Source organism: Nonomuraea terrae (genome assembly GCF_044465245.1).
GTDB lineage: Bacteria > Actinomycetota > Actinomycetes > Streptosporangiales > Streptosporangiaceae > Nonomuraea > Nonomuraea terrae.
In genome coordinates this window covers 856,972-881,578 of record NZ_JBITLL010000001.1, presented here as the reverse complement: position 1 = coordinate 881,578, position 24,607 = coordinate 856,972, and the positions used below count along the sequence as shown (strand labels likewise).

Here is a 24,607-nt window from a genome sequence, read left to right as displayed (position 1 = left end):
TGCTCGGCCTGCGTGCTGGGTGCCCCACCCCGCCGGCGCGGCGCGTCCAGGCCTGAGGGCGACCGCCGGTGGTGCGTCCGCTGCTCAGACGAGCTCCAGTCCTCCGTCGACGGTGAGGATCTGGCCGGTGATCCAGGTGGCGGCGGGGTCGGCGAGGTGCACGATCCAGGCCGCCACCTCCTCGGGGGCGCCGCGGCGGCCGAGCGGGATGCGGGCGGACTCGTCCTGCTTGATCTGCTCGACGACCGCGTCGGGCAGGCCGGCGGCCGCCAGGGCCTCGCTCTCGGTCGGGCCGGGGGCTACGGCGTTGACGCGTATGCCGACGGGGGCCAGCTCCAGCGCCCAGCTCCGGGTCAGCTGTTCCAGGGCGGCCTTGGTGGCGGCGTAGTGGGCGCCGCCGGGCAGGGGACGGTGACCGAAGGTGCTGGAGACGTTGATGATCGTGCCGCGGCCGGTACGCAGGTGGGGCAGCGCGGCGTGGGCGAGCATGCTCGGGGCGGTGACGTTGAGTGCCAGCAGGCCGGCGACGCGTTCGGCGTCGGTGTCGGCCAGCGGCATGACGGCGGTGGCGCCGGCGTTGTTGATCAGGGCGTCCACGCGGCCCCAGCGGTCCACGGCCGCCTGCACGACGGCTCGCGGCGTGCTTTCTGCGGTGATGTCGGCGGCCAGCGCGACGATGCCGGGGTGCTCGGCGGCGGTCTGGCCCAGAGGTTCGGCGCGGCGTCCGACGCCGAGCACGTGCGCTCCGGCGCGGGCGAGGGCGACCGCGGTGGCGCGGCCGATCCCGGACCCGGCACCGGTCACGATCGCGACCTGGTCCTTCAGGCGGCCGGTGTGCTGGTCGGTCATACATCCCCCAAATTTCGGATATATCGCTTCAAGCGGGCTGGTCAGCGTACGAGCGGAAGGCGGAGCACGAAGCGGGCGCCACCGTCGTCCGCGTTCTCGACGTGCAGGGTGCCGTGGTGGGCCGCGGCGATGTCGCGGGCGATCGCCAGGCCCAGACCGGCGCCTCCGCGGTTGCGGCTGCGCGCGGTGTCCAGGCGGGCGAAGCGCTCGAAGATCCGCTCCCGGTCGGCCGGCGGGACGCCCTGCCCGTCGTCGGTCACGGCCAGCTCCGCCCGGCCGCCCACGCGGCGCACGGACACCTGCAGGGTGTGCGCGACGTGCCGCCGGGCGTTGTCGAGCAGATTGGCGAGGAGCCGGGCGATCAGGCAGGGGGCGGCCTCCACCGTCACCGCGGGTTCGAGATCGAGCCGCACGCCATGAGCCGCCGCCGTCTCGACCAGCGTGGTCAGATCGACCTCCTCCAGCCTCCCGTCGAGGCCGGTCTCGATCGTGGCCAGCAGGAGCAGGTCGTCGACGATGCCCTCCAGCCGGTCGAGGTCGCCCGTCACGTGGTCGAGCAGATCGGGCAGGTCGATGTCGCCGGGGTGCAGCCGCGCCTCCTCCACCCGCACGCGCATCGCGGTGAGCGGCGTACGCAGCTCGTGCGAGGCGTCGGCGGCGAACTGGCGCTGCCGCTCCAGCAGCAGCTCCGCGTACCTACGCGCCTCCCTGAGCTCCTGCCCCGGCGACTCCTCGTGCCGGCGGGGGCAGGGCGTGACCAGGGCGGCGCAGTCGGCGTTCTGTCTCATCAGGTCTTTCCTTCCTGCGTACGAGGGCCCGCGAGAGGAAGCCGCAGCACGAAGCCGGCGCCGCCCGTGTCCGCCTCCACGGCGCGCAGGCTGCCGATGTGGGCCCGGGCGATGTCGCGGGCGATCGCGAGGCCCAGGCCGGTGCCGGTGCGGTCGAGGCGGCGAGCGGCCTCCAGGCGGGTGAAGCGCTGGAAGATCCGTTCCCGTTCGGACTCCGCGATGCCGTCTCCGTCGTCGGCGACTGTCAGCTCGGCGTGGCCGCCGCCGCGGCTCAACCGCACCTCGACCAGGTGCCGGCCGTGCCGCTGGGCGTTGTCCAGCAGGTTGGTGAGCAGGCGGCCGATCCGGATCGGGACGGCCTGGACGATCACGCCCGGTTCCAGCCGCAGCCGGACGGCGATGCGGTCGCTCCTGCGCGCGGCCTCGTCACGGACCAGCTCGGCGAGGTCCACCCGCTGTGGTGTCATCGGCGGACCGGACTCCATCTCGGCGAGCGCCCGCAGGTCGGCGATGATCGCATCCAACCGGTCGACGTCGCGCAGCGCCCGGACCAGCAGGTCGCCGAGGTCGGTCTCGTCAGGATGCAGGCAGGCCTCCTCCAGCTCCGCGCGCAGCCCGGCCACCGCCGTGCGCAGCTCGTGCGAGGCGTCGGAGGCGAAACGCCGTTTCTTCTTCAGCTCGCGCTTCAGCTCGCGCATCCTGTCGGTGGGCGCCTGGATCGTCAGCGCGTTCCTGCCCGCGCCGGGCAGGTGAGGGGCCTCGCAGTCGAACGCCGTCACAGCACACGTTCCTTCCTTCGCGTCAACAGTCCTTACGTGGACGTCCGCGGACGTCCACCAGCTAAGACAGGACAGCTTGACGAGTTGTGACAGCGTGTTGTCACGACTCCGAGCGGGACACGGCAGTGATCTTGACCGGGTTCATCATCCACAGCACCTGGTCGATGCCCTGCTCCGAGGCGGTGACGGTGATGACGGCGAACACCTGGCCGTCGCGGCGCAGCAACGCCGAGGCCTGGCCGTTCGTGTCCGCCCAGTCCACCTCGACCCCGGCCCAGAACGGGACGGCGAACGCCTTGATGACCTTCGCCACCCGCGTCGCACCCACCACGGGGAACCGGGTGGCGCGCACGGCGCCGCCGCCGTCGGAGTAGCTGGTCACGTCCGCGGCGAAGAGCTCCTCCAGCATGGTCAGGTCGCCGGAGCGGGCGGCGGCGACGAACGCCGTCAGCAGCCGGCGTTGCTCCGCCTTGCTGACGGGCGTGCGGCGCTGACCCGTCACACGCTTGCGTGCCCTGCTGACCAGCTGGCGCACCGCCGCCTCGTTGAGCTGCACGATGTCGGCGATCTGCCGGTAGGGGTAGTCGAACGCCTCCCGCAGCACGTACGCCGCCCGCTCGGTGGGCGAGAGCCGCTCCAGGAGCAGCAGCACCGCGAACTCCAGCGCCTCCCCTCGCTCGGCGCCGAGGTACGGGTCCGCGCCGGTGTCGACCGGCTCGGGCAGCCACGGGCCGACGTAGGTCTCGCGGCGCACGCGCGCGGACTGGGCGGCGTTGATGGCCAGCCGCGTGGTCACCGTGGCGAGGAACGCCGCCGGGTCGTGCACCGTCGCGCGGTCGTAGGCCTGCCAGCGCAGCCAGACCTCCTGCACGAGGTCCTCGGCCTCGGCGACGCTGCCCAGCATCCGGTACGCGATCCCGAACAGGCGCGGCCGCACACCGGCGAAGACCGCCGCGGCCTCGTCGAGATCTCCCCGGCCACCGGATCCAGCATCCGCCACTGCCATCGCCCCCTGACCGGCCGGTGCCCCGTGCACCGCCGGCAGGTCCATTCTCCGGCCCCGTGCCGAACCGTCGTCCGCCGCCCACCCCTTGGGCGGTAAGGGCAGGCCGGCGACGGTTTTCCGCCCGGCCGGCGGGTCAGCCCTGGATGGATTTCACCTCGAGGTACTCCTCCAGGCCGTAGCGGCCGAACTCCCTGCCGTTGCCGGACTGCTTGTATCCGCCGAACGGCGCCAGGACGTTCCAGCCGCCGCCGTTGACGTCCACCTGCCCGGTACGCAGCCGGCGGGCGACCGCCATCGCCCGGTCGTGACCGCCGAACACGGCGCCGGTGAGTCCGTACGCCGTGCCGTTGGCGATCTCCACGGCCTGGTCGTCGCCGGTGTACGGGATGATCGTCAGGACGGGGCCGAAGATCTCCTCCTGGGCGATCACCGCGTCCGGCGCCACGTCGGCGAAGATCGTCGGCCGTACGTACGCGCCCGCGTCGAGCCCGGCGGGCCGTCCCGGGCCGCCGAAGACCAGCCGGGCGCCGTCGGCGATCCCCCGCTCGATGTAGCCGTTCACCCGCCGCCGGTGCTGCTCGGAGGCCATGGGTCCGATGTGGGTGGCCTCGTCCGCCGGGTCGCCGACGACGTACGCGGAGGCGGCGGCCACCGCGAGCTCCACCGCCTCCTCCTGCCGCGCCGCGGGCACCAGCATCCGCGGCCACGCGCCGCAGACCTGACCGCCGTTGGTGAAGGTCATCGCTACGCCACGGGAGACCGCCTCGGGGAAGTCGGCGTCGTCGAGGATGACGTTGGCGGACTTGCCGCCGAGCTCCAGCGTGACCCGTTTGACGGTCTCCGACGCGGCCGCGGAGACCTGTCTCCCCGCGCGGGTGGAGCCGGTGAAGGACACCATGTCGATGCCGGGATGCGCCGCGATCGCCGCGCCGACGGCCGGGCCCGTGCCGTGCACGACGTTGAACACGCCGGCGGGCACCCCGGCTTCGGCCACGACCTCGGCCAGGATCGGCGCGGTCAGCGGCGCGATCTCCGACGGCTTGAGCACCACGGTGTCGCCTGCCACCAGCGCGGGCGCCAGCTTCGAGACGACCTGCTGGAGCGGGAAGTTCCACGGCGTGATGGCGCCGACGACGCCGATCGGCTCGCGTACGACCAGCGAGCCGGCGATCCGCTCCGTCCACGCGTAGCCGGTGGCGAGCTCGGCGAAGGACGCCGCCACCGCGACGGGGAAGCCCGCCTGCGCGGTGCGTGACAGCGTGATGGGGGCGCCCATCTCGCCGGTGATCGTGGCGGCGATCTCCTCGGTCCGGGCGCGCAGACCTTCCGCGACGCGCCCGACGATGCGCCCGCGTTCGGCCGGGTCGACGGCGGCCCAGCCGGGGAAGGCGGCCCGCGCCGCGGCGACGGCCCGATCCACGTCGGCGGGGGTGCCGTCCGGCACCTGGGCGATGACCTCGCCGGTCGCGGGGTCGACCACGTCGATCATGTGACTGGACCCGGCGGCGTGGCGGCCGCCGATCCAGTGGGTTGCTCTGTTCATGGAACGACCGTCTCAGCGCGCCGCCGCCGGGGGAATGTGCTCTCGATCCCTGGATCGAGCCGGCCTCGCGACCGGATCGATCCAGGGATCGGCAGTACATGGATACGGCGGGCCCACACCTCGATACTCGAGGCCGCGGGGAAACATTCCTGGCCAGAGGGTGTTTCCCCGCCAACGTACGGAGGAGGACGACCATCGTGGACCGGCCCAGGCTCGCCGAGTTCCTGCGCAACCGCCGGGAGGCGTTGCAACCGGAGGACGTGGGGCTGCCCCGTGGCGGGCGGCGGCGCACGGGTGGGCTGCGGCGCGAGGAGGTCGCCGTGCTGTCCGGCATGTCGGTCGACTACTACAACCGGCTGGAACAGCGACGCGGGCCGCATCCGTCCGAGCAGATGCTCGCCGCCCTCGCCAGTGGCCTGCGCCTGTCCCTCGAGGAACGCGACCATCTGTTCCGGCTGGCCGGCTACGCCATCCCGCAGCGCGCCCTGCGCGCCGACCACGTCAATCCCGGCATGATGCGCATCTTCGACGGCCTGGACGACGCCGCCGCCCAGGTCGTGAACTACCTCGGAGAGACGCTGATGCAGACCCGGCTGTCGAAGGCGCTGACCGGCGACGAGAGCGTCCGCACCGGACTTGCCCGCAGCATGCACTACCGGTGGTTCACCGACCCCGGCACGCGTGCCCTCCATCCCGAGGAAGACCATCCGGAGCACAGCAGGCTCATCGCGGCGAACCTGCACGACCTCTACACCCGCGACCCCACGGACCCGAGAGTGACGGCGCTCGTCGAGGCGCTGCGCGCCGAGAGCGACGAGTTCGCCGCGATGTGGCGCGAGCACCCGATCGCCGGCCTGTACTGTCCGCTCAAACGTATCCGGCACCCGCGGCTGGGGCTGCTCGAACTGCACTGCCAGACGTTGGTCGATCCCGACCAGTCGCAGCTGCTCGTCGTGTACACCGCGCCGGCGGGCAGCGAGAGCCACGACAAACTGCGCCTGCTGTCCGTCATCGGCGATCAACGAATCTGACAGTTGGACTTGGTGAATTTCGCGGTAGCTGTCACAGGCCCGGAGGCTGCCCTGTCTTAGCTGGCGACCGGTCGGCACAGAGCCCCGGCGTACAGAAAGGGTTTGCCATGAAGATCGTGGTCATCGGCGGAACCGGCCTGATCGGGTCGAAGGTCGTCAGGAAGCTGAACGAACAGGGCCACGAGGCGGTGGCGGCGTCGCCGAACACCGGCGTCAACACGCTCACCGGCGAAGGGCTGGCCGAGGCGCTCGCGGGCGCGTCGGTGGTGGTCGACGTGTCCAACTCGCCGTCGTTCGAGGAGAACGCGGTGATGACGTTCTTCCGGACCTCCACCGGCAACCTGCTCGCCGCGGAGGCGGCGGCCGGCGTGGGTCACCACGTGGCGCTGTCGGTGGTGGGCACCCACCTGATGCCGGAGAACGGCTACTTCCGGGCGAAGATCGCGCAGGAGGAGCTGATCGAGAAGTCGTCGATCCCGTTCTCGCTCGTGCACGCCACCCAGTTCTTCGAGTTCGCGCGGAGCATCGCCGACGAGGCCACCCACGAGGGCGCGGTCCGGATCGCGCCGGTGCGCTTCCAGCCCATCGCGGGCGACGACGTCGCCGAGACGGTCACCGAGGTCGCGCTGGGATCGCCGCTGAACGGCCGGGTGGAGGTCGGCGGGCCCGAGCAGTACCGGATGGACGAGTTCTTCCGCCAGGCGCTGGCGGCGTGGGGCGACCAGCGTGAGGTGGTCACCGACCCGAACGCGCACTACTTCGGGTCGGTGCCGGGCGAGCGCACCCTGGTGCCGGGCGGCGACGCGCGCACCGGCCGCATCCACTACCGGGACTGGCTCGCCCAGGCCGGGAAGTGATCCGCCCTCGCCCGCACGAAAGGAAGCTCCATGTCCACTGACCGCGAACCGCGATCGACCGCCTGGCAGACGGCGCTGACCGTGCTGCAGGAGGCCGAGCCGCCGTTCATCCCGGCGGGCGCGCACGCCATGACCATCGTCATCGAGTACCCGCCCGGCGATCCCGGCACGCCACCGCACCGGCACTCCGGCCCGGCGTTCGGCTTCGTGCTGGAGGGCGAGATGCTGCTGGAGCTGGAGGGCGAGCCGGAGCGGGTCGTACGCGCCGGTGAGGCGTTCTGGGAGCCGGGCGGCGACGTCATCCACTATCAGGACGGCAACAACCGCGACGACGTCCGGCTCCGCTTCACCGTCACCATGCTGTGCGAGCCGGGCAAACCGATGCTCACCCTGGTCGAGGAGGAGGAGCTGGCCCAGCGCCAGGACCGCCGGGCACCTCGCCCGTCCTGAAGCGCGCGGCCCTGTTCCGGTGGCTGATTCCCGGCGTCCGGCCCTGGGGCGCGCCGCCGTCCGGCGTCACCGTGACGGGCGCGACGGCGCGCGCCGGGCGGCGGGTGCGCTTCGTGCACCACTGGGCCTGGGAGCCGGTGGAAACCTCGCCGTGACCGGCACCGGCCGCACGCCCCGATCAGTGGCCGCCGGCCGCCGGTGCGGTCTGGGGCTGGTCGGTGTTCAGTGAATCGACGAGCGCGTCCGCCTCGGCGTCCCGGGCCGGCGCGACCAGCCCGACGATCACGAACACCGCCAGCGCGGACAGCACCGGGGCGGCCACCTCCACGGTCTGGCCCTGGCCGGGGAAGACGTACTTGACCAGGGCGAAGACCACGAGCCCTGTCGCCCAGGACCCGATCGCGGCGGCCGGGCCGCAGCGGCGGAACATCGGCAGCATGCCGAGCAGCATCGGGATGGCGATCGGGCCGACCAGCGCGCCGAACCAGAGGATCAGCAGGCCGAGCACGCCGCCGAAGTTGTCCGCGCTGAGCGCGATGCCCATCGACAGCGCGATGAACAGGAACGTCGAGACCCGGCCGGCCAGCAGCTCCGACGCGGACGACATCCGCTGCGCCCGCTTCCAGACCGCGGGGATGATGTCCCTGATCACCACCGAGGAGATCGCGTTGGCGTCGGAGGACGTCATCGCCATCGTGTGGGCGAACATCCCGGCGAGCACGAGGCCGATGAGCCCACCGGGCAGCAGCTGCTCGGTCAGCAGCGCGTACGACTGGTCGGGCTCGGCCAGGTTCGGCAGCAGGACCGGCGCGGCCCACATCGGGAAGAACAGCACGAGCGGCCAGAAGAGGTAGAGGCCCGCGGAGAACAGCGCGGCGCGCCGGGCCGAGTCGCCGGTCGGCGCCGCGATGAACCGCTGGGCGAGGTTCCAGGTGCCGCCGTTGTAGGACAGCGTGTTGATCAGCAGGTAGACCAGGACGAAGCCCACGGTGTAGTTGCCGTTGAACGGCTGGCCGTGCCCTTCGGGCAGCCGGTCCCACAGCGTCCAGATCGCGGACACGCCACCGAGCTGAGACAGCACCGCGACGAACATCGTGATGCCCGCGACGAGCTGGATGACGAACTGGCCGAGGTCGGTGAGCGCGTCGGCCCACAACCCGCCGATCGTGGAGTAGATCAGCGTGACCCCTCCGGTGAGCAGCACGCCCCAGGCGATCGGCACGCCCGCGAACACCTGCAGCAGCAGCGCGGTCGCGGCCCACTTGGCGCCCACGTCGAAGACCTTGAGCGCGGTGCCGCTCCAGGCGAGCACCTGCTGCGCCGGCACGTTGTAGCGGGTCGCCAGGTACTCCAGCGGCGAGATGATCCCGAGCCGCTGCCGCAGCCGCGGCCAGCGCGGCGCGAACAGGACCGACCCGACCAGCATCGCGAACGTGATCCCGATCGCCCACCAGACGTACAGGGTGAAACCGGCGGTGTAGGCGATGGCCGCGTAGCCGACGAAGACCGCCGAGCTGTAGCCGGACATGTGGTGGGAGATCCCGGACAGCCACCAGGGCATCTTGCCGCCCGCGGTGAAGAAGTCCTTGGCGTCGCGGATGCGGGACTTCGCCCAGACGCCGATCGCGATCATCACCACGAAGTAGCCGCAGATCACTAGCCAGTCGAGAAAACCCATGAGATCTCCCAGGTGGGGGTGGGGAGCTGGTGCAGGTCGGGGGGTCGGGGGGCTGCCGGTACGGGACGAGGAGGTTCAGGGTCGGGAGCGGTGCGGTCAGGTGGTGTGGACGGGGGTGCCGTTCACGAAGGTGCGCAGGACCGACAGGCCGGGAGTGGTGACGATCAGGTCGCCGGGCGCGCCGGGCGCGATGCGGCCGCGATCGATCCCGAGCAGCCGCGCCGGGTTCGCGGCGGCCAGGCCCACCGCCGTGCCGAGCCCGGCCTCGGTACGCGTGACCGCCCAGGCCAGGCACTCGATCAGCGAGCTGCCCGATCCGGCGAGCAGCTCACCGCCGGGCAGCGTCACCCGGCCGTCCTCGCGCACCGTGATCCGCCCGCCGACGGGCGTCGTGTAGTCGCCCGGCGCGCACCCGGCCAGCGCCACGGAGTCGCTGACCAGCAGCGTGCGCCCGGCCCCCTTGGCGCGGAGCATCACGGTGAACGTGTCGGCGGGCAGGTGGTGCCCGTCCGCGATGAACGTCGCGGCGAGCCGGTCCTCGGCGAGCTGCGTCCAGATGTAGTTGGGATGCCGGCGGATCACCGCGTGCGCGCCGTTGCCGAGGTGGGTGGAGAGCCGCGCGCCCGCCCGTACGGCCGCCTCGATGTCGGCGGGCGCGGCGGCGGTGTGCCCGATGGCCGCGACGACGCCGTGCCGGGAGAGCTCGGCGATGTAGCCGGCGGCGCCGGCCCGTTCGGGGGCCAGGGTGACGATCTTCACCAGGCCACCGCTCGCCTCCTGCCAGCGCCCGAACTCGGCGACGTCGGGATCGCGCAGGTGCTCGGCGTCGTGCGCGCCCCGCGGCCCGTCCTCGGCCGCCAGGTAGGGCCCTTCCACGTGCACACCGGGGATGGCGTGCCGGACCAGTGGATCGGCTTCCCGCGCCGCCGCGATCACGCGCAGGTTCCGCACGATCTTGTCCTCGGGCGCCGTGATGATCGTGGGGCACAACGTCGTGGTGCCGCGCTTCCAAAGCTCCCGTACGAGCTCGGCCACGTCGCCGGTCGAGAGGTCGTCGGCGTTGAAGTCGCGCCCGCCGTACCCGTTGACCTGGAGGTCCACCAAGCCGGGGAGGACGAGCGCGTCGGGCGCGTCACGGACCTCGGTGACCGCGGCGATCCGCGGGCCGTCCAGCTCGACGCGTACGGGACGTCCGTCCGCGAGCCTGCCCTCGATCGTCATCCCGCCTCCCCCGCGAGCGCCCGGGCGGCGGCCATCACCAGCCGGCCGGCCTCGGGTGTGAACGCGGCCCGCAGCCCGTAGGCGCGATGGGCCTCGCAGATCTCGTACCCGCCGTCGGCGTAGTGCGTCTCCGGGTAGGGCAGGTAGCCGGGCACCCCGCCGGTGTATCCGGCCACGAGCAGCGCGGGATCGCCGAGCGCGGCCCGCAGCTCCACGGCGAACTCGACGAACGGCTCGCAGGGCAGGAGGACGAGCGGCACGCCGCCCCACCGGTGCACGGCGACCTGCACCTCGACCGCCGCCGGGCCTGGGTCGGCCAGCTGCGCGAGCGCCCACTGCGTCCACAACCCGTCCGGTTCGCCGGCGAGCGCGCGCAGCTCGGCGGGCGTGAGCGGGTCGCCGAGCGGCAGCTCGACGCGGGTGGCGGCCACCGACACCGGGCCCGCGGCCGGTTCCGTGGCGGTGGCGAGCGCGGTCTCGCCCACCAGGGTCCCGAAGCGCCGCGCGGCCTCGAACGTCCTGCCGGGCCGCGGCTCGGCGCCGCGCAGGCTGTCGAGCGCGGTGTGGCCGGTGTTGAGCTGGCCGCAGCAGCCCTGCAGGAACAGGGCCACGCCGCCGATCCCCGACTCCAGGTGCCGCCGCGCGTAGCCGGGCCAGTCGGCGGTGATCCGCAGGTTGTCGGGGCCGAGCGTCACCGGGTGGCAGGCGTGCGAGAACACGGTGGCGATCGGCTCGCCGTCCGGGCGTTCCAGCCGGACGACGGGGACCGCGGGGTCGGTGAGGGTCCCGCCGCGCCGGTTGTGGGCGACGCCGTGGAGGGTGCCGCAGCCGCGGCGCAGCACGGCGGGGGCCAGCGCGGCGATCGCCGCCTCGCCGGCGCCGGCGATCCGGGAGCAGGCGTCCTCGACGTAGCGGGGGTCGGCGACGCCGCCGATGCCGCCCCCGGTCACCGCGGGCCCGGCGTGCGTGTGGGTGACCGCCACCGCCACCGCCTCCTCCGGGATGCCGGTGCGTTCGCGCAGGTCGCGGGCGATCCGCCGGGTGGTGTCCGGGTCGAGTGCGATGAGGTCGGCGCAGATCACGACGGACGTGGCCGTGCCGTCGGAGACCGCCACGGCGGTGGCCCGCAGCGGGTCGTGCACCGCGGTGGAGGCGGAGGTGCGGGCGGCGTAACCGGCGAGGGAGCCGCCGACCGGCGGCGTGATGTCGGCGACCGCGGCCCCGGCGAGCAGCCCGTTCACAACCATCGGACCCGCCCGCGGAAACGGTCGAGGAACAGCCCGTTGCGCTCGTCACCGCCCGGCGCGTTGCCGCTGCGCCAGATCTCGGGGACCGTGCCGCGCGCCGCCAGCTCCGCGATCGCCGCGGCCACCACGCAGTTGAGCGTGTACGCGTTGGCGAACGTCGAGATCGCGCCGACCCGCTCGGGAACGCCCTCGATCTCGATCACGGCGTCGCCGATCGGCACCTTCGTGTCGATGTGCAGGTCGACGAGGTCGTGCAGGTTCAGCTTGGTGGGGTGTCGGGCCGGGTGGCCGGGCGCCGTCCGGTCGGCGTGTTCCCTGGAGGAGACGCCGATCACGGTGACGCCGCGTTCGCGGGCGGTCAGCGCGGCGTCGATGAGCGCGGCGTTGATGCCGTAGGCGTTGACCAGGATGAGCAGGTCGCCGTCGCCGAGCCGGTTGTCCTCGATGACGACGCGGCCGTAGCCGGGGGTGCGTTCGATGGCCATCGAGCGCAGCGCGCCGCCGGACAGCAGCGTGCCCTCGTCGAGGATCGCGCTGACGTTGACCAGGCCGCCGGCGCGGAAGAACACCTCCTGCGCGGCGAGGTTCGAGTGCCCGCCGGGGCCGTAGACGTAGATCAGCCGGTCGGTCCCGTGCCGGGCGATGTGGTCGGCGATGAGCGTGGCCGCCGCCCCGACGGCGTCGGCCTCCTCGGTTTCGATCCGGCCGATCAGGCTCACGACCTGCTCGGCGTACGTCCGCATGAGGGACGTGTGCGGTCCGTTCTGCACCTGCAGGCTCCTCGTGACCGATGAAAGCGATTGCAGGCATTCAAGACCATGGCCGCATATCGGTCAAGAGCCGGACCGCGGCCCGGTGGAGTCGCGCGCGACGAAGACGCCGGGCAGCCTGACGTGCTCCGGCGCGCCGCCCGGCGCCTCGATCTGCCTGGTCAGCACCTGTACCGCGGTCTCGCCGAGGTCGTCCATCGGCGCCGTCACCGTGGTCAGGCTCGGCGTCACGGTCTTCGCGAGCAGCACGTCGTCGCAGCCGACGACGCTGCGCTCCCCCGGCACGGCGACGCCACGACCGGCCAGCTCGGCGAGCACCCCGCACGCGGTGAGGTCGTCGAAGGCGAAGGCGGCGGTGGCGGCGGTCTCGAGCAGCGCGGCGCCGGCCTGCCTGCCGCCCTTGAACGTCGCCCGGAACGGCCCGAGCTCGGTGAGCTCGACCTCGCGGCCCCGCGCCCACCTGCGGATCGCCTGCGAGCGCCGGGCCGCGGCCCACGACGCGCTCGGCCCGGCCAGCAGCGCGAAGGAGCGGTGACCGTGCTTGTAGAGGTGCTCGCCCGCGTCGAACAGCGCGCTGGTGTTGTCGCAGATCACCGAGGACAGGTCGCGCAGCGGGCGGTTGAGCAGCACGCACGGCAGGCCCCGCGCGGCCTCGCGCAGGGCCCCCGACGACGAGCGCGGCGAGGCCACGATCACGCCGTCCACCCTGCTGCGCAACCGGGCGACGTGGGCCACCTCGGCCGCCGCGCTCTCCTCGGCGTCGACCAGCATGAGCGCGCTCCCCATGCGCTCGGCCGTGCGCTGCACCGCCCGGACGAGCAGCGGGAAGAACGGGTTGGTGATGTCGGAGACGATCAGCCCGATCGTCTCGGCCCGGCCCGTGACGAGGCCGCGCGCGGCCGAGCTGGGCTGGTAGCCGAGCTCCCGGGCGGCGGCCATGATCTGCTTCCTGACCGGCTCGCTCACCAGCTCGGGGCGGTTGAAGGCACGCGAGACGGTCGCCGCGGAGACGCCGCACCGCTGGGCGATGGAGTAGATCGTCGGCTTGCTCACACCGCGCTCCTCGGCATTGTGCTCTCCCGGCTTGACCCCAGCACTCTAGCGAAGCCAGAATCCATGCAATCGCTTTCATTCCCCGACGGAAGGACGGCATGGGTTCCGCGCAGCCCGAGCAGATCGCCCGCAGGCAACTGGAAGACGTCATCCTCCCCTTCTGGCTCGAGAACGGGATCGACACCGAGCACGGCGGGTTCTTCACCTGCTTCGACAACCGCGGCCGGCGGCGGCTGTCGACGGACAAGTTCACCTGGTCGCAGGGCCGGTTCGTCTGGCTGCTCGCCCGCGCCGCCCGCCTCGCCGAGCGCGGCCTGCTCGCGCTGGACCCGGCCGCGCTCGTCCGGCACGCGGAACGCGGCGCGTCCTTCCTGCTGGAGCACGCCGTCGGGCCTGACGGCCGGTGCGCGTACGTCCTGGACGAGAAGGGCGAGCCGCTGGCCGGGGAGCGCAGCGTCTTCGCCGACGCCTTCGTGGCCATGGGGCTGGCCGAGCTGACCGTGCACACCGGCGCGCCCGACCATCTGGCCACGATCGACCTGATCGTCCAGCGGATCGCGGACGACGTGGCGGCGGGCGATCCCCCGACCCCGCCGTACCCGCTGCCGGCCGGCTGCTCGGGGTTCGGCGCCCGCATGATCGTGCTCAACGCCCGGCTCGACCAGGTACGCGCGCACCAGGCGGTGTCCGGGCGGAAGCCCTACCTGGACGAGCTGCGCGCCGCCCGCGCGGCCATGCTCGCGCACCGGGAGGACGGCGGCCTGTTCACCGAGACGTTCGTCGCCGATCCCGGCATGCGTGACACGATCCTGGCCCGCCACCGCACCCCCGGCCACGCGCTGGAGGGGACCTGGATGGCGCTGGAGGCGGGCGACCTGCTCGGCGAGACCGGCGACCACGCCGACCTGGTCGCCGGGGTGTCCGCCCTGTGCGCGGCCGGGTGGGACGACGAGCACGGCGGGCTGTTCCGCTACACCGGCGTGTCCGGCCGGCCGTACGGCGGGCCGTACGAGGACCTGGTCAGGCGGACCTGGTCGACCAAGCTGTGGTGGGTGCACACGGAGGCCGCCTACGCCACCCGGCTGGCCGCCGTGCGCTACGGCGACGCGGAGGCGGCCGGCTGGTTCGACCGGATCTGGGCGTACACGCTGCGCACGTTCCCCGGCGGGGCCGACGGCGAGGAGTGGATCCAGATCAGGGACCGGACCGGGGCCCCGCTGGACGAGGTGGTCGCCCTGCCGGTGAAGGACCCGTACCACATCTCCAGGAACCTCATGCAGATCGTCGCGCTCGGAGACCACCGATGAACACCGGCCCTGTGATCACCCGGGTCGCCGGACGCCTCGACGTCCGGATCCATCCCGACAGGGCGGCGTCAGGCGCCGCCGCGGCGCGGGCCGCGGCCGCCGCGTTGCGCGCGGCGCTCGCCGCCCGCGGCGAGGCCAGAGTGGTCTTCGCTGCCGCGCCCTCCCAGCGGGAGATGCTGGCCGGGCTGCGCGCGGCCGAGGGCGTCGACTGGTCCAGAATCGTCGCCTTCCACATGGACGAGTACATCGGCCTGCCCGCGGACGCGCCCCAGCGGTTCGGCCGCTTCCTGCGCGACGAGCTGTGGGACGCGGTGCGGCCCGGCGCCGTCCACGTGATCGACCCGGGCGACGACCCGGAGGCGGAGAGCGCGCGTTACGCCGAGCTGCTCGGCCGCGGGCCGATCGACCTGGTCTGCCTGGGCATCGGCGACAACGGCCACCTGGCGTTCAACGATCCGCCGGTGGCCGACTTCGCCGACCCCCTCGCGGTCAAGGTCGTCGAATTGGACGACGCCTGCCGGCGGCAGCAGGTCAGCGACGGGTGCTTCGCCACGCTCGCGGACGTGCCCGAGCGGGCGGTCACGCTGACCGTGCCCACCCTGATGGCCGGGCGCACGCTCGTCGCCACCGTGCCCGGCCCGAACAAGAAGGCCGCGCTCGCCGCCGCGCTCGACGGGCCGATCGCCGAGAGCTGCCCCGCCTCGGTCCTGCGCACCCACCCGGACTGCACCCTCTTCGCCGACCTGGAGGCCTACCAGTGAAGATCACCGACGCCAAGGTCATCGTCACCAGCCCGGGCAGGAACTTCGTCACCCTGAAGATCACCACCTCGGACGGCGTCACCGGCATCGGCGACGCCACGCTCAACGGCAGGGAGCTCGCGGTCGCGTCCTACCTGCGCGACCACGTCTGCCCGCTGCTCATCGGCCGCGACCCGGCGCGCATCGAGGACACCTGGCAGTACCTCTACCGCGGCGCGTACTGGCGGCGCGGCCCCGTCACGATGACCGCGATCGCGGCCGTCGACACCGCCTTGTGGGACATCAAGGGCAAGGTCGCCGGCCTGCCGGTCTACCAGCTGCTCGGCGGGCGCTCCCGCGAGGGCGTCACGGTGTACGGCCACGCCAACGGCGAGACGATCCCCGAGGTGCTCGACGAGGTGGCGCGCTACGTCGATCTCGGCTACCGCGCCGTCCGCGTGCAGTGCGGCGTCCCCGGTCTCGACGCGACCTACGGCGTCGGCAAGGACAAGATGTTCTACGAGCCCGCCGAGACGAACCGGCCGAGCGAGGCCACCTGGTCGACCGAGCGCTACCTGCGCGTCGTGCCCGAGCTGTTCGCCGCCGTACGCGACCGGTTCGGCTACGACCTGCACATCCTGCACGACATCCACCACCGCCTCACCCCGATCGAGGCTGGCCGGCTCGGCCTGACGCTGGAGGAGTACGCGCCGTTCTGGCTGGAGGACCCGGTGCCGGCCGAGCTGCAGGAGGGGTTCCGGCTCATCAGGCAGCACACCAGGGCGCCGATCGCGGTCGGCGAGGTCTTCAACTCGATCTGGGACTGCGAGCAGCTGATCCGCGAGCAGCTCATCGACTACATCCGGGCCACCGTCGTCCACGCGGGCGGGATCACCCACCTGCGCCGGATCTTCGACCTGGCCGCGCTCCACCACGTGCGCACCGGCTCCCACGGCGCCACCGACCTGTCCCCCGTGTGCATGTCGGCCGCGCTCCACCTGGACATCGCCGTCCCCAACTTCGGCATCCAGGAGTACATGCGGCACACCGAGGCCACCGACGAGGTCTTCCCGCACGGCTACCACTACGCCGACGGCTACCTCCACCCGGGCGAGGAGCCGGGCCTCGGCGTCGACATCGACGAGAAGCTCGCCGCCCGCTACCCGTACGAGCCGGCGTACCTGCCGGTCAACCGCCTGATGGACGGGAGCATGCACCATTGGTGAGACTCAGCCGCGCGACCCTGGCCAGGGTCGCGCCCGAGGCGCGACCGCTCGCGGAGCCGCGCGTCACCGGCGTCGTGCACCTCGGCATCGGCGCCTTCCACCGGGCCCACCAGGCCGTCTACACCGAGCGCGCCATGGCCGCGACCGGTGACGACCGCTGGGGCATCTGCGGCGCCAGCCAGCGCAGCACCGACGTGGCCGACCGACTGCGGCCCCAGGACTGCCTGTACGGGGTGCGCGCCGGCGAGGAGACCCGCGTCGTCGGGTCGGTGCGTGAGGTGCTCGCCCCCGATGACGACCTCGCCGTACGGCTGGCCGCGCCGGAGACGGCGGTCGTCACGCTGACCATCACGGAGCGGGCGTATCGCCGCGCATCGCATCCCGGCGCGATCGGGAGGCTCGTCAGCGGGCTGCGCGCCCGCGCAGCCGCGGACGCGGGCCCGCTCACCGTCATCTCCTGCGACAACCTCCCCGGGAACGGAGCGACGCTCGCGGGGCTGGTGGCGGACCTGTGCGAGCCGCCGCTGCTGGACTGGGTCGAGCGGAACGTCACGTTCCCCGCGTCCATGGTGGACCGGATCGTGCCCGCGACCACGCAGGCCGACCTGGACGACATGGCCGCCCGGCTCGGCGTGACCGACCTCGGCGCGGTGGTCACCGAGCCGTTCACGCAGTGGGTGATCGAGGACTCCTTCGCCGGTGACCGACCGGCGTGGGAGAAGGCGGGCGCGCTCCTGGTGGCCGACGTCCGGCCGTACGAACGCATGAAGCTCCGCCTGCTCAACGGCAGCCACTCCGCCATCGCCTACCTGTCGGGTGCGACGTACGTGTCGGAGGCCGTCCGCGATCCGGCGTTCGCCGGGTTCCTCCGCCGGCTGATGGACGAGGACCTCTCCCCCACCCTGGGCGGGCTCGACGGGTTCGACCTGGCGGGATACAAGGAGTCGTTGCTGGCCAGGTTCGCCAACCCCGGCCTGCGGCACCGCGTCGCGCAGATCGCGGTGGACGGCTCGCAGAAACTGCCGCAACGCCTGCTCGACCCGGCCCGCGACCGGCTGGCCGCCGGGCACGAGCCCCGCTGGATCGCGCTGGCGGTGGCCGGCTGGATGCGCCACGTCACCACGGCCCCCGACCTCGACGACCCCCTCGCCGACCGCCTGCGCGGCAACGGACCGTCTTCGGCCGCGGCGACCGTGAACCGCCTGTTGTCCATCGACGAGATCTTCACCCCCGACCTTCGCGAGAACGAGACGTTCCGCGCCCTGCTCACCGACTCCCTGCAAGGCCTCACCACCCGGAGGTGATGGCGCCATGGGGGCCTTGGCAGACTTGGGCGTCCGACGATGAGGAGCTGCCCATGCTGACCGGAGAACGTGTTCGACTGCGAGCCCTTGAGCCGGCCGACAGCGAGGCGATGTGGCGCTGGTACCACGACCCGGAGGTGGGCCGGTGGATGGGCGGCGATCCGCCCATCTCGCTTGCTCAGAACATCGAGAAAGGGCAGAACAGGCCGCGCAACACGTTCGAACAGATGCTGCTCGGCATCGAGACGCTCGACAGCCGGAAGCTGATCGGATACGTCGCCCTCGGCGACACCGACTTCGTGCACGGCGAGGCCACGCTGCAGAGCGTCGCCATCGGCGAACGCGACCATTGGAACGGCGGCCACGGAAGCGACGCCGTCCGGGTGATCTGCCGGTACGCGTTCGAGGAGATGGGCCTGCACCGGGTGATGCTGTGGGTCGTCGCGGAGAACACCGGGGCCGTGCAGGCGTACAAGAAGGTGGGTTTCGTCGAGGAAGGCCGGCGGCGAGAGGCGTTCCGCACCGCGGGCAAGCGCTACGACTACCTCATGATGGGCCTGCTGGACACCGAACTGAGGTGAACCCCGCGGGCGGCGCGTCCCGCGTGAAGGCGAACGCCAGGAGCTCGCCGCCGGGCGCGGCCACGGCGGCGAGCCTTCCTGCTGCTACTCGGCGGGCTCGGGTTCCGAGACGGGCGGCGCGGGGCTCCGGCGGGCGTCGCGCTTGGACTTGAGCACGCTGAGCACCGTCGTGACGGCCAGCACGGTGACGATGACGCCCAGCGAGACCCAGTTGTTGATCTCAGGGACCCAGGTGACGTGCTCGCCGCCGTTGATGAACGGCAACTCGTTCTCGTGCAGGGCGTGCAGCACGAGTTTCACGCCGATGAAGCCGAGGATGACCGCCAGACCGTAGGACAGGTAGACGAGTTTCTCCACCAGTCCGCCGAGCAGGAAGTACAGCTGTCTCAGCCCCATCAGCGCGAACGCGTTGGCCGCGAAGACCAGGTACGCGTCCTGGGTGATGCCGAAGATGGCGGGGATCGAGTCGACCGCGAAGACCAGGTCCGCGCCGCCGATGGCGATCATGACGATGAACATCGGGGTCAGCCAGCGGCGGCCGTCCCGTTTGATGGTCAGCTTGGAGCCGTGGTACTCGTCGGTGACCGGGAACAGCTTGCGCACCAGCCGTACGACGCCGCCGTTGGGGTCGTACTCGTCGTCGTCCTTGTTGTTGAACGCCAGCTTCCACGCGGTGTAGATGAGGATGCCGCCGAAGAGCCAGAAGACCCAGCTGAAGCGCTGTACGGCCTGCGCGCCCACGCCGATGAAGATCCCGCGCATGACCAGCGCCATCAGGATGCCGATGAGCAGCACGCGGTGCTGGTGGATCACGGGCACGGCGAAGTTCGCCATGATCAGCATGAAGATGAACAGGTTGTCGACGCTCAGCGAGTACTCGGTGATGTAGCCGGTGAAGTACGCGGCCGCTTGGTCGTCACCGCCGAAGACCCACACGCCGGCGCCGAACGCGATGGCACAGCCGATGTAGAAGGAGATCCACCGGGCGGACTCGGCGATCGTGACCTTGTGGGGTTTCCTGTTGACGATGACGAGGTCGACGAGGATGAGCCCGAGCAGGGTGGCGATGGTGGCGGCCCAGAGCCACGCGGGCACGGACATGGGTGGGGGCATAAGTGCTCCTCCGACTTAGGCGTTGACACGTCTGTCGGAGGTCTTCTCCGCCCGCGCCGTCGCGGACCGACCGCGCCGGGCCCCGAGGCGGGTCCGTGATGACGACGCGGCCGCGAAGGAGTACTCCCCTCCACTTCGCTGCGATCGTACATACAGAATGCTGTATCCCAAAGCCCCAATCAATGTGGCATGGCCTACAGGCAGCCGATCCAGGCGACGAACGTGTGGCCGTCGCCGTCGGGCATCTCCAGCTGCCGGTATCCAACCTTCACCCGGGCCTGGGTCGCGCACCCTCATTCTGCCCGTCCGGGAGGCAGTCCGGGCGGCCGCCCATGTGAGAACCGCCACTGGCGTCCGTCCATGGGATGCCGGCGGGGATGAACGCCGACATGCTCTCGTCGTCGGTGACGAAGGTGCCCGAACCATCGCTCGTCAGAACCGCGCGCCCTTCCGCGACATGAACGGGCACGTCACCGGAGGGCAGCAGGCTCGCCGCGACGCCGCCCACGAGCGCCGACACGACAACGATCAGGACGATCGACACCTTGCTCACGGTGACGCCGGCCTTTGACGATCCATCGGAAGGAGACACCCCCGAACGGTCTTGTCCGGGTCGGTTCACGGCAGGACAGGGGCGATGCGGTCGTTGCGGAGGTGCTCGTAGACGATCGAGGTGCGGACGTCGGCGACCTCGGGGCGCTCGGTGAGCTTGTCGATGACGAACGCGTACAGGCCGGCGTTGTCGGGCACCGCGACGTGCACGATGAAATCCTCGGTCCCGGTGGTCACATAGACGCCGAGCGTGTCCGGCAGGGCGCTGACCCAGTTGCGAAAGCCCTCGATGTTGCGCCGCGACGGGGGGCGTACGCGGATGGCGATGAGGGCCTGGACGGGGCGGCCGATGGAGGGCAGGTCGACGTCGAGGATCGCCCCGCGGATGACGCCCCGCCGGCGCAGGGCGCGGGTGCGGTCGAGCGCGGTGGTCGGGGAGACGCCGACCGCCTCGGCGACGTCGCGGTTGGTCTTCCGTGCATCTGACTGCAGTTCCGCCAGGATCGCCGTATCAAGTTCGTCCATACCCGCTTCAACCTCACTCCATCCGAATCAAATACGGATTGCTTGTTCATCTGGTGAATGAACGCCTAGTATATCGAACTAGTTCCGTATGGATGAGTAGAGGAAGTCAGGATGTCCGACCCGAGCACCATCCCAGGAGGCGTCGGTTTCGCGCCCGAGGAGATCGACCCCACCGCCCCGACCCGAGCGGCACGCCTCAAGTGGGTGGTCGTGATCAACGACGACCTGCCCGCCGGCCGCGCCGTCAACGCGGCCGTCTGTGTGGCGGCCGCGACCTCGGACGCGGTGACCGGCATCCTCGGCGACGACGCGATCGACGCGGACGGTCACGCCCACCCGGGCCTGCCCTGGGCGGGGTGCTCCATCCTGACCGCCGACGCCGCCACGTTGCGCGCGATCCGCGCCAAGGCCGCCTCCGCCGGCAACTGCTTCGTGGCCGACATGCCGGCCGCCGCCCAGCACACGCGCGTCTACGCCGAATATCTCGACACCGTGAAAGAGACCGCCGCCGAGGACGTGGAGTACTACGCCGTCAGCATCGTCGGGCCCCGCAACCGCGTCGACAAGATCGTCGGCAAGCTGCCGCTGATGCGGTGAAACCGCACAAACGCGGCGCGACTGCCCGCACGGGCGCGGCGTGCGCTGTAAGGCCGGGCGTCTGGGCGCTGCCACTCTCCGCTGCCGGCCCGGGGGCGACAGCGGAGAGCCCGCTGGCTCAACGGCCGGGAAGACGCTCGGTCACCTCCTGCAGCACGAAGCCGTTGCCGTCGGGGTCGCTGAACGAGGCGAAGGAGCCGTACGAGCGCCGCCCGGGGTAGAGGCCCGGCACCCGCTTCTCGGTCCCGGCGTGGTGGAAGACACCGCCCTCGTCGTGGAAGATTACGCTCACCTCGACGCCGCGGCCGACCAGGTCGGCCCTGGCCTCCTCGATGTCGTCCACGACGAGGTGCACGTTCTGCACGGAGCCCGGCTCGGCCGTGCTGATCCCGGCGCCCACGATGATCGAGCACGGGGAGCCCGGCGGGGTGAAGTGCACCACCCGGAAGCCCGCGCCGTCCACGTAGTCGAGATCCTCCCGGAAGCCGATCCTCGTGTAGAAGTCCTTGGCCCTGTCGACGTCCGCGACCGGCAGGACGATCACCTCAAGCTTGTAGTCCACCATGTTCGCTCCTCGGCGCTGTGCGGATGCCGCGCGGCATCCGGCATCCACGATCGCCGCCGAAGCGGTGACCCCGCCCCAGGGAGACTCCCTGGGGCGGGCCCGGAGGTCACTGGTCGCGCAGCGCCGCGGCGAGCTCGCGGCGTGATCCGATGCCGAGCTTGATGAAGACCTTGCGCAGATGCCATTCGACCGTGCGCGGGCTGAGGAACAGCACGGCGCCGATCTCGGGATTGGTCCGGCCCGCCATGGCCAGGCGGGCGATCTGCGCCTCCTGCGAGGTGAGCTCCTCGCGCGCTTCCATGGTCCGTTTGCGGACGGTCTCCCCGGTGGCGGCCAGCTCCCGTCCCGCCCGCTCGGCGAAGCCCTCGGCGCCCATGGTGGTGAACGCGTCGTGGGCGGTGCGCAGCTCGGCGCGGGCGTCACCACGGCGGTTGTCCCGGCGCAGCCACTCGCCGTAGAGCAGGCGGGCCCGGGCCAGTTGCAGCCGCATCCGGGTGGCGGACAACCGCTCGATGGCCTCGCGGTAGCGCTCCTCGGCCTGTTCCGCCGGTCCGGCCAGCGCGTCGGCCACGGCTTGCACCCCGAGGGCCCAGTCCGTCCCGGCGGCCGAGGTCCGCTCCGCGAGCCGTTCGCGCGCCTGCGTCGCGGTCGCCGGCTCGCCGCTGCGCACCGCCGCCTCGACCAGCTCGCCGAGCGTCCAGTTGAACACGGCGATGTCCGCGTACTCGACGGCCTGCCGGGCGGCCTCCAGAGCGGCCGGGTAGCGGCCCAGCCCGTTGCAGAGCGCCGCCTTGGCGTAGCCGGCCAGCCCGAGCAGCCGGCCTTCGCCGCGGGCGGCGGCGTCCTCGACCGTGGTCTCGATCAGCTCCGTCGCGGGAAGCTCCTGGCCGCGGTGGGCGGCCAGGGTGAGCGAGGCGGACGGATACGCGGCCAGTCCGGTGGCGCGTCCCAGGCCGGCGGCCTCGTCGAGCAGGTCCGCCGCGTCGGCGAACCGGCCCTCGTACACCAGCGAGCCGGCGCGGAAGGCCAGCGCGGTGGGCAGCACGGACAGCGCCCCGGTGGCACGGGCGAAGCCGACCGCCTGCGCGGTGAGGCGGTGCCAGGTCTCGTCCCGCCACACCTCGTGCGCCACAGGTCCGGCCAACCACAGCAGGGCCAGGTCGTCGTTCGTGGTGAGCGCGTCCAGCGCCCGGCGCAGAAGGGGCACGGCGGGCGCGTACCCGTCCAGGCTCCACGTCGTGAGGCCGGCCAGCAGGAGCCCGGCCATGGACTCGCCCGCCGGGACGGCTCGGGCGGCCTCGGCCGCCCGGAGCAGATCGTCCCCGCCGAGCCGGCCGCTGTGCATGGCCGCGCCGAGCGCCGAGAGATAGGTCGCCCGCGCCGCGTCGGGGTCGAGCGTCTCCAGCCGGCGGGCGGCCGCGAGCAGCGGCGGGCCGGCCTGACGCCCGGGGTTGAGCGCGAAGGCGACCTGCGCCCGCAGGCGCTCGACGTCGGCCTGCTGCAGCAGGTCGAGCGGGCCCAGCTCGGCGGCGGCCAGGAGGTCGGGCACCAGGGCGGGGGCGCCGGCGGCGAAGCGGGCATGTGCGGCGGCCAGGGCCAGCGTCGCCCGTCGTTTCGGGTCCGCGGTCAGCTCGGTGGCGCGTTCGAGGAAGGCCGCCGCCGCCGCTCGGCCGCCGCGAGCCAGTGCGCGGTCGGCCGAGCGTTCGAGTTCGGCCGCGACGTCCTCGTCCGGTCCCACGGCGGCGTGCGCCCGGTGCCAGGCGCGCCGGTCGGGGTCCTGCTGCGGGTCGGTCACCTCGGCGAGCGCGCGGTGCACCTCACGCAGGTCGGCCGCCTCGGCCGACCGCCAAGCGGCCGAGCGCACCAGCGGATGCCGGAAGCGGACGCGCGTGCCGATCTCGACCAGCCCGGCGGCCTCCGCGGGCACGACGGCGTCCGGCCCGACTCCGAGCCGCCCGATCGCCCGCCACAGCAGGGTCACGTCGCCGACCGGTTCGACGGCGGCGGCGAGCAGCAGGCGGCGGGTGGCCGCCGGCAGCGCCGCGACACGTCGCTGGAAGTCCTCCTCGACCCGGCTCACCAGAGGTGTCGTGCTCCGCCCGCCGAACCCGAACGCCAGCTCCGCCGGCGTGCGGCCCTGGGGCAGTTCGAGCAGGGCCAGCGGATTGCCGCGCGTCTCGGCGACGATGCGATCGCGTACGCGCGCGTCGACCGGGCCGGTGAGCACGGAGTCCAGCAGCGCCCGCGCGTCGGCGTCGGGCAGCCCCTCGACGCGCAGCTCCGGCAGGCCGCCGAGCAGCTGCTCGTCTCCGGGGCTCCGTGCGGCGAACACCAGGGCGACCGACTCGGCGTCCAGCCGGCGGGCCACGAAGGTGAGGATCACCTCGGACATGCGGTCGATCCACTGCACGTCGTCCACCACGCAGACCAGCGGCCGCTGTGCCGCGGCCTCGGCGAACAGCCCGAGCACGGCCAGTCCGACGAGCAGCCCCTCCGGCGGAGGGCCGGGGGTGAGCCCGAAGGCGGTGGCGAGCGCGGCCCGCTGCGGCTCGGGCAGCCGCTCGATCCGGCCGATCAGCGGCGCGCAGAGCTGCTGCAGCGCGGAGTAGGCGATCTCGGCCTCCGGCTCGACCCCGGCCGTGCGGGTCACCTGGCCGGTGGGCGCACGCTCGACCAGGTAGTCGAGCAGCGCCGTCTTGCCGACGCCCGGCTCACCGCGCAGGACGAGCACGCGGCTCCGGCCGTCGCGGACGTCGCGCAACAGGCGGCCGATCGTGTCCCGTTCGTGTCGCCGGCCGTGCAGCCGGATGTTGTTCAGCACCTCG

General features: G+C 72.5%; 24 protein-coding genes. 9 read left to right on the top strand and 15 right to left on the bottom strand.

All coding sequences use genetic code 11. From position 1 onward, the window contains the following. Window positions 1-84 precede the first annotated feature (84 nt). The 5 genes from ACIBP6_RS04220 to ACIBP6_RS04200 form a co-directional block, all read right to left on the bottom strand. Window positions 85-849, bottom strand: a complete 765-nt coding sequence (locus ACIBP6_RS04220) for an SDR family NAD(P)-dependent oxidoreductase (RefSeq protein WP_397048584.1) — start codon at window positions 847-849, stop codon at window positions 85-87. Between the two features lie 41 nt (window positions 850-890). Next, window positions 891-1,637, bottom strand: a complete 747-nt coding sequence (locus tag ACIBP6_RS04215) for a sensor histidine kinase (protein WP_397048582.1) — start codon at window positions 1,635-1,637, stop codon at window positions 891-893. Beyond that, window positions 1,637-2,416 (bottom strand): sensor histidine kinase, encoded by a 780-nt coding sequence (locus ACIBP6_RS04210; protein ID WP_397048580.1) that lies wholly within the window; start codon window positions 2,414-2,416, stop codon window positions 1,637-1,639. The genes ACIBP6_RS04215 and ACIBP6_RS04210 overlap by 1 nt, the downstream gene beginning before the upstream one ends. A 100-nt stretch (window positions 2,417-2,516) precedes the next feature. Beyond that, a complete protein-coding gene (locus ACIBP6_RS04205; protein WP_397048578.1) occupies window positions 2,517-3,416 on the bottom strand; it encodes an RNA polymerase sigma-70 factor in 900 nt (299 codons plus the stop codon). 139 nt (window positions 3,417-3,555) lie between these two features. Continuing rightward, window positions 3,556-4,965 (bottom strand): aldehyde dehydrogenase family protein, encoded by a 1,410-nt coding sequence (locus tag ACIBP6_RS04200; protein WP_397048576.1) that lies wholly within the window; start codon window positions 4,963-4,965, stop codon window positions 3,556-3,558. A 197-nt stretch (window positions 4,966-5,162) separates the two neighbouring features. Between ACIBP6_RS04200 and ACIBP6_RS04195 the strand changes: the two genes are divergently transcribed. From ACIBP6_RS04195 to ACIBP6_RS04185, 3 genes are all read left to right on the top strand, one after another. Then, the gene (locus ACIBP6_RS04195) at window positions 5,163-5,996 is read left to right on the top strand and encodes a helix-turn-helix transcriptional regulator (protein ID WP_397048574.1); all 834 of its coding nucleotides are present in this window, start codon (window positions 5,163-5,165) and stop codon (window positions 5,994-5,996) included. A gap of 107 nt (window positions 5,997-6,103) precedes the next feature. Continuing rightward, on the top strand, window positions 6,104-6,853 hold the full coding sequence (locus tag ACIBP6_RS04190; protein WP_132621071.1) for an SDR family oxidoreductase: 750 nt from the start codon (window positions 6,104-6,106) through the stop codon (window positions 6,851-6,853). A 30-nt stretch (window positions 6,854-6,883) separates the two neighbouring features. Next, window positions 6,884-7,303 (top strand): cupin domain-containing protein, encoded by a 420-nt coding sequence (locus ACIBP6_RS04185; RefSeq protein WP_132621069.1) that lies wholly within the window; start codon window positions 6,884-6,886, stop codon window positions 7,301-7,303. Window positions 7,304-7,481: 178 nt separating this feature from the next. Here ACIBP6_RS04185 and ACIBP6_RS04180 read toward each other — a convergent pair whose 3' ends face one another. The 5 genes from ACIBP6_RS04180 to ACIBP6_RS04160 form a co-directional block, all read right to left on the bottom strand. Further along, window positions 7,482-8,981, bottom strand: coding sequence for a sodium:solute symporter family protein (locus ACIBP6_RS04180; RefSeq protein ID WP_397048572.1), 1,500 nt, complete (start codon window positions 8,979-8,981; stop codon window positions 7,482-7,484). Between the two features lie 96 nt (window positions 8,982-9,077). Then, window positions 9,078-10,202 carry an N-acetylglucosamine-6-phosphate deacetylase gene (locus ACIBP6_RS04175; protein ID WP_397048570.1) on the bottom strand — a complete coding sequence of 375 codons (1,125 nt, stop codon included), beginning with the start codon at window positions 10,200-10,202 and terminating at the stop codon, window positions 9,078-9,080. Continuing rightward, window positions 10,199-11,449 carry a neutral/alkaline non-lysosomal ceramidase N-terminal domain-containing protein gene (locus ACIBP6_RS04170; RefSeq protein ID WP_397048568.1) on the bottom strand — a complete coding sequence of 417 codons (1,251 nt, stop codon included), beginning with the start codon at window positions 11,447-11,449 and terminating at the stop codon, window positions 10,199-10,201. The genes ACIBP6_RS04175 and ACIBP6_RS04170 overlap by 4 nt, the downstream gene beginning before the upstream one ends. After that, a complete protein-coding gene (locus ACIBP6_RS04165; RefSeq protein WP_397048566.1) occupies window positions 11,440-12,219 on the bottom strand; it encodes a sugar isomerase domain-containing protein in 780 nt (259 codons plus the stop codon). Before ACIBP6_RS04165 ends, ACIBP6_RS04170 begins: the two co-directional genes overlap by 10 nt. A gap of 63 nt (window positions 12,220-12,282) precedes the next feature. Then, window positions 12,283-13,272, bottom strand: a complete 990-nt coding sequence (locus ACIBP6_RS04160; RefSeq protein WP_397048564.1) for a LacI family DNA-binding transcriptional regulator — start codon at window positions 13,270-13,272, stop codon at window positions 12,283-12,285. Between the two features lie 98 nt (window positions 13,273-13,370). Here ACIBP6_RS04160 and ACIBP6_RS04155 point away from each other — a divergent pair, with 98 nt between their 5' ends. The 5 genes from ACIBP6_RS04155 to ACIBP6_RS04135 are packed head-to-tail and all read left to right on the top strand — an operon-like array spanning window position 13,371 to window position 18,430. After that, window positions 13,371-14,579 (top strand): AGE family epimerase/isomerase, encoded by a 1,209-nt coding sequence (locus tag ACIBP6_RS04155; RefSeq protein ID WP_397048562.1) that lies wholly within the window; start codon window positions 13,371-13,373, stop codon window positions 14,577-14,579. Then, window positions 14,576-15,340 (top strand): 6-phosphogluconolactonase, encoded by a 765-nt coding sequence (locus tag ACIBP6_RS04150; RefSeq protein ID WP_397048560.1) that lies wholly within the window; start codon window positions 14,576-14,578, stop codon window positions 15,338-15,340. The genes ACIBP6_RS04155 and ACIBP6_RS04150 overlap by 4 nt, the downstream gene beginning before the upstream one ends. After that, the gene (gene manD, locus ACIBP6_RS04145; RefSeq protein WP_397048558.1) at window positions 15,337-16,545 is read left to right on the top strand and encodes a D-mannonate dehydratase ManD; all 1,209 of its coding nucleotides are present in this window, start codon (window positions 15,337-15,339) and stop codon (window positions 16,543-16,545) included. The genes ACIBP6_RS04150 and manD overlap by 4 nt, the downstream gene beginning before the upstream one ends. Further along, window positions 16,542-17,849, top strand: a complete 1,308-nt coding sequence (locus ACIBP6_RS04140) for a mannitol dehydrogenase family protein (protein WP_397048556.1) — start codon at window positions 16,542-16,544, stop codon at window positions 17,847-17,849. Before manD ends, ACIBP6_RS04140 begins: the two co-directional genes overlap by 4 nt. A 53-nt stretch (window positions 17,850-17,902) precedes the next feature. Continuing rightward, window positions 17,903-18,430 (top strand): GNAT family N-acetyltransferase, encoded by a 528-nt coding sequence (locus ACIBP6_RS04135; RefSeq protein WP_397048554.1) that lies wholly within the window; start codon window positions 17,903-17,905, stop codon window positions 18,428-18,430. An 84-nt stretch (window positions 18,431-18,514) separates the two neighbouring features. Here ACIBP6_RS04135 and ACIBP6_RS04130 read toward each other — a convergent pair whose 3' ends face one another. The 3 genes from ACIBP6_RS04130 to ACIBP6_RS04120 form a co-directional block, all read right to left on the bottom strand. Beyond that, window positions 18,515-19,531 carry a TerC family protein gene (locus ACIBP6_RS04130; RefSeq protein WP_397048552.1) on the bottom strand — a complete coding sequence of 339 codons (1,017 nt, stop codon included), beginning with the start codon at window positions 19,529-19,531 and terminating at the stop codon, window positions 18,515-18,517. A 280-nt stretch (window positions 19,532-19,811) separates the two neighbouring features. Further along, complete coding sequence (locus tag ACIBP6_RS04125) at window positions 19,812-20,087, bottom strand: hypothetical protein (protein ID WP_397048550.1); 276 nt, start codon at window positions 20,085-20,087, stop codon at window positions 19,812-19,814. A 74-nt stretch (window positions 20,088-20,161) separates the two neighbouring features. Next, window positions 20,162-20,620 carry an Lrp/AsnC family transcriptional regulator gene (locus ACIBP6_RS04120; protein WP_397048548.1) on the bottom strand — a complete coding sequence of 153 codons (459 nt, stop codon included), beginning with the start codon at window positions 20,618-20,620 and terminating at the stop codon, window positions 20,162-20,164. Between the two features lie 111 nt (window positions 20,621-20,731). Here ACIBP6_RS04120 and ACIBP6_RS04115 point away from each other — a divergent pair, with 111 nt between their 5' ends. Further along, the gene (locus ACIBP6_RS04115) at window positions 20,732-21,217 is read left to right on the top strand and encodes a DUF2000 domain-containing protein (protein ID WP_397048546.1); all 486 of its coding nucleotides are present in this window, start codon (window positions 20,732-20,734) and stop codon (window positions 21,215-21,217) included. A gap of 118 nt (window positions 21,218-21,335) precedes the next feature. On the opposite strand, the gene ACIBP6_RS04110 is transcribed toward ACIBP6_RS04115, so the two are convergent. Together ACIBP6_RS04110 and ACIBP6_RS04105 are read right to left on the bottom strand one after the other, a co-directional pair. Next, a complete protein-coding gene (locus tag ACIBP6_RS04110; protein WP_397048544.1) occupies window positions 21,336-21,782 on the bottom strand; it encodes a VOC family protein in 447 nt (148 codons plus the stop codon). Between the two features lie 106 nt (window positions 21,783-21,888). Next, the gene (locus ACIBP6_RS04105) at window positions 21,889-24,603 is read right to left on the bottom strand and encodes a helix-turn-helix transcriptional regulator (RefSeq protein WP_397048543.1); all 2,715 of its coding nucleotides are present in this window, start codon (window positions 24,601-24,603) and stop codon (window positions 21,889-21,891) included. Window positions 24,604-24,607 lie beyond the last annotated feature (4 nt).

Excerpts from the sequence above, each read along its gene's own strand:
- ACIBP6_RS04220 (WP_397048584.1), bottom strand. The coding sequence starts at position 849 with ATGACCGACCAGCACACCGGCCGCCTGAAGGACCAGGTCGCGATCGTG.
- ACIBP6_RS04215 (WP_397048582.1), bottom strand. The coding sequence starts at position 1,637 with ATGAGACAGAACGCCGACTGCGCCGCCCTGGTCACGCCCTGCCCCCGC.
- ACIBP6_RS04200 (WP_397048576.1), bottom strand. The coding sequence starts at position 4,965 with ATGAACAGAGCAACCCACTGGATCGGCGGCCGCCACGCCGCCGGGTCC.
- ACIBP6_RS04190 (WP_132621071.1), top strand. The coding sequence starts at position 6,104 with ATGAAGATCGTGGTCATCGGCGGAACCGGCCTGATCGGGTCGAAGGTC.
- ACIBP6_RS04185 (WP_132621069.1), top strand. The coding sequence starts at position 6,884 with ATGTCCACTGACCGCGAACCGCGATCGACCGCCTGGCAGACGGCGCTG.
- ACIBP6_RS04180 (WP_397048572.1), bottom strand. The coding sequence starts at position 8,981 with ATGGGTTTTCTCGACTGGCTAGTGATCTGCGGCTACTTCGTGGTGATG.
- ACIBP6_RS04175 (WP_397048570.1), bottom strand. The coding sequence starts at position 10,202 with ATGACGATCGAGGGCAGGCTCGCGGACGGACGTCCCGTACGCGTCGAG.
- ACIBP6_RS04170 (WP_397048568.1), bottom strand. The coding sequence starts at position 11,449 with ATGGTTGTGAACGGGCTGCTCGCCGGGGCCGCGGTCGCCGACATCACG.
- ACIBP6_RS04155 (WP_397048562.1), top strand. The coding sequence starts at position 13,371 with ATGGGTTCCGCGCAGCCCGAGCAGATCGCCCGCAGGCAACTGGAAGAC.
- ACIBP6_RS04150 (WP_397048560.1), top strand. The coding sequence starts at position 14,576 with ATGAACACCGGCCCTGTGATCACCCGGGTCGCCGGACGCCTCGACGTC.
- ACIBP6_RS04135 (WP_397048554.1), top strand. The coding sequence starts at position 17,903 with ATGCTGACCGGAGAACGTGTTCGACTGCGAGCCCTTGAGCCGGCCGAC.
- ACIBP6_RS04130 (WP_397048552.1), bottom strand. The coding sequence starts at position 19,531 with ATGTCCGTGCCCGCGTGGCTCTGGGCCGCCACCATCGCCACCCTGCTC.
- ACIBP6_RS04120 (WP_397048548.1), bottom strand. The coding sequence starts at position 20,620 with ATGGACGAACTTGATACGGCGATCCTGGCGGAACTGCAGTCAGATGCA.
- ACIBP6_RS04115 (WP_397048546.1), top strand. The coding sequence starts at position 20,732 with ATGTCCGACCCGAGCACCATCCCAGGAGGCGTCGGTTTCGCGCCCGAG.
- ACIBP6_RS04110 (WP_397048544.1), bottom strand. The coding sequence starts at position 21,782 with ATGGTGGACTACAAGCTTGAGGTGATCGTCCTGCCGGTCGCGGACGTC.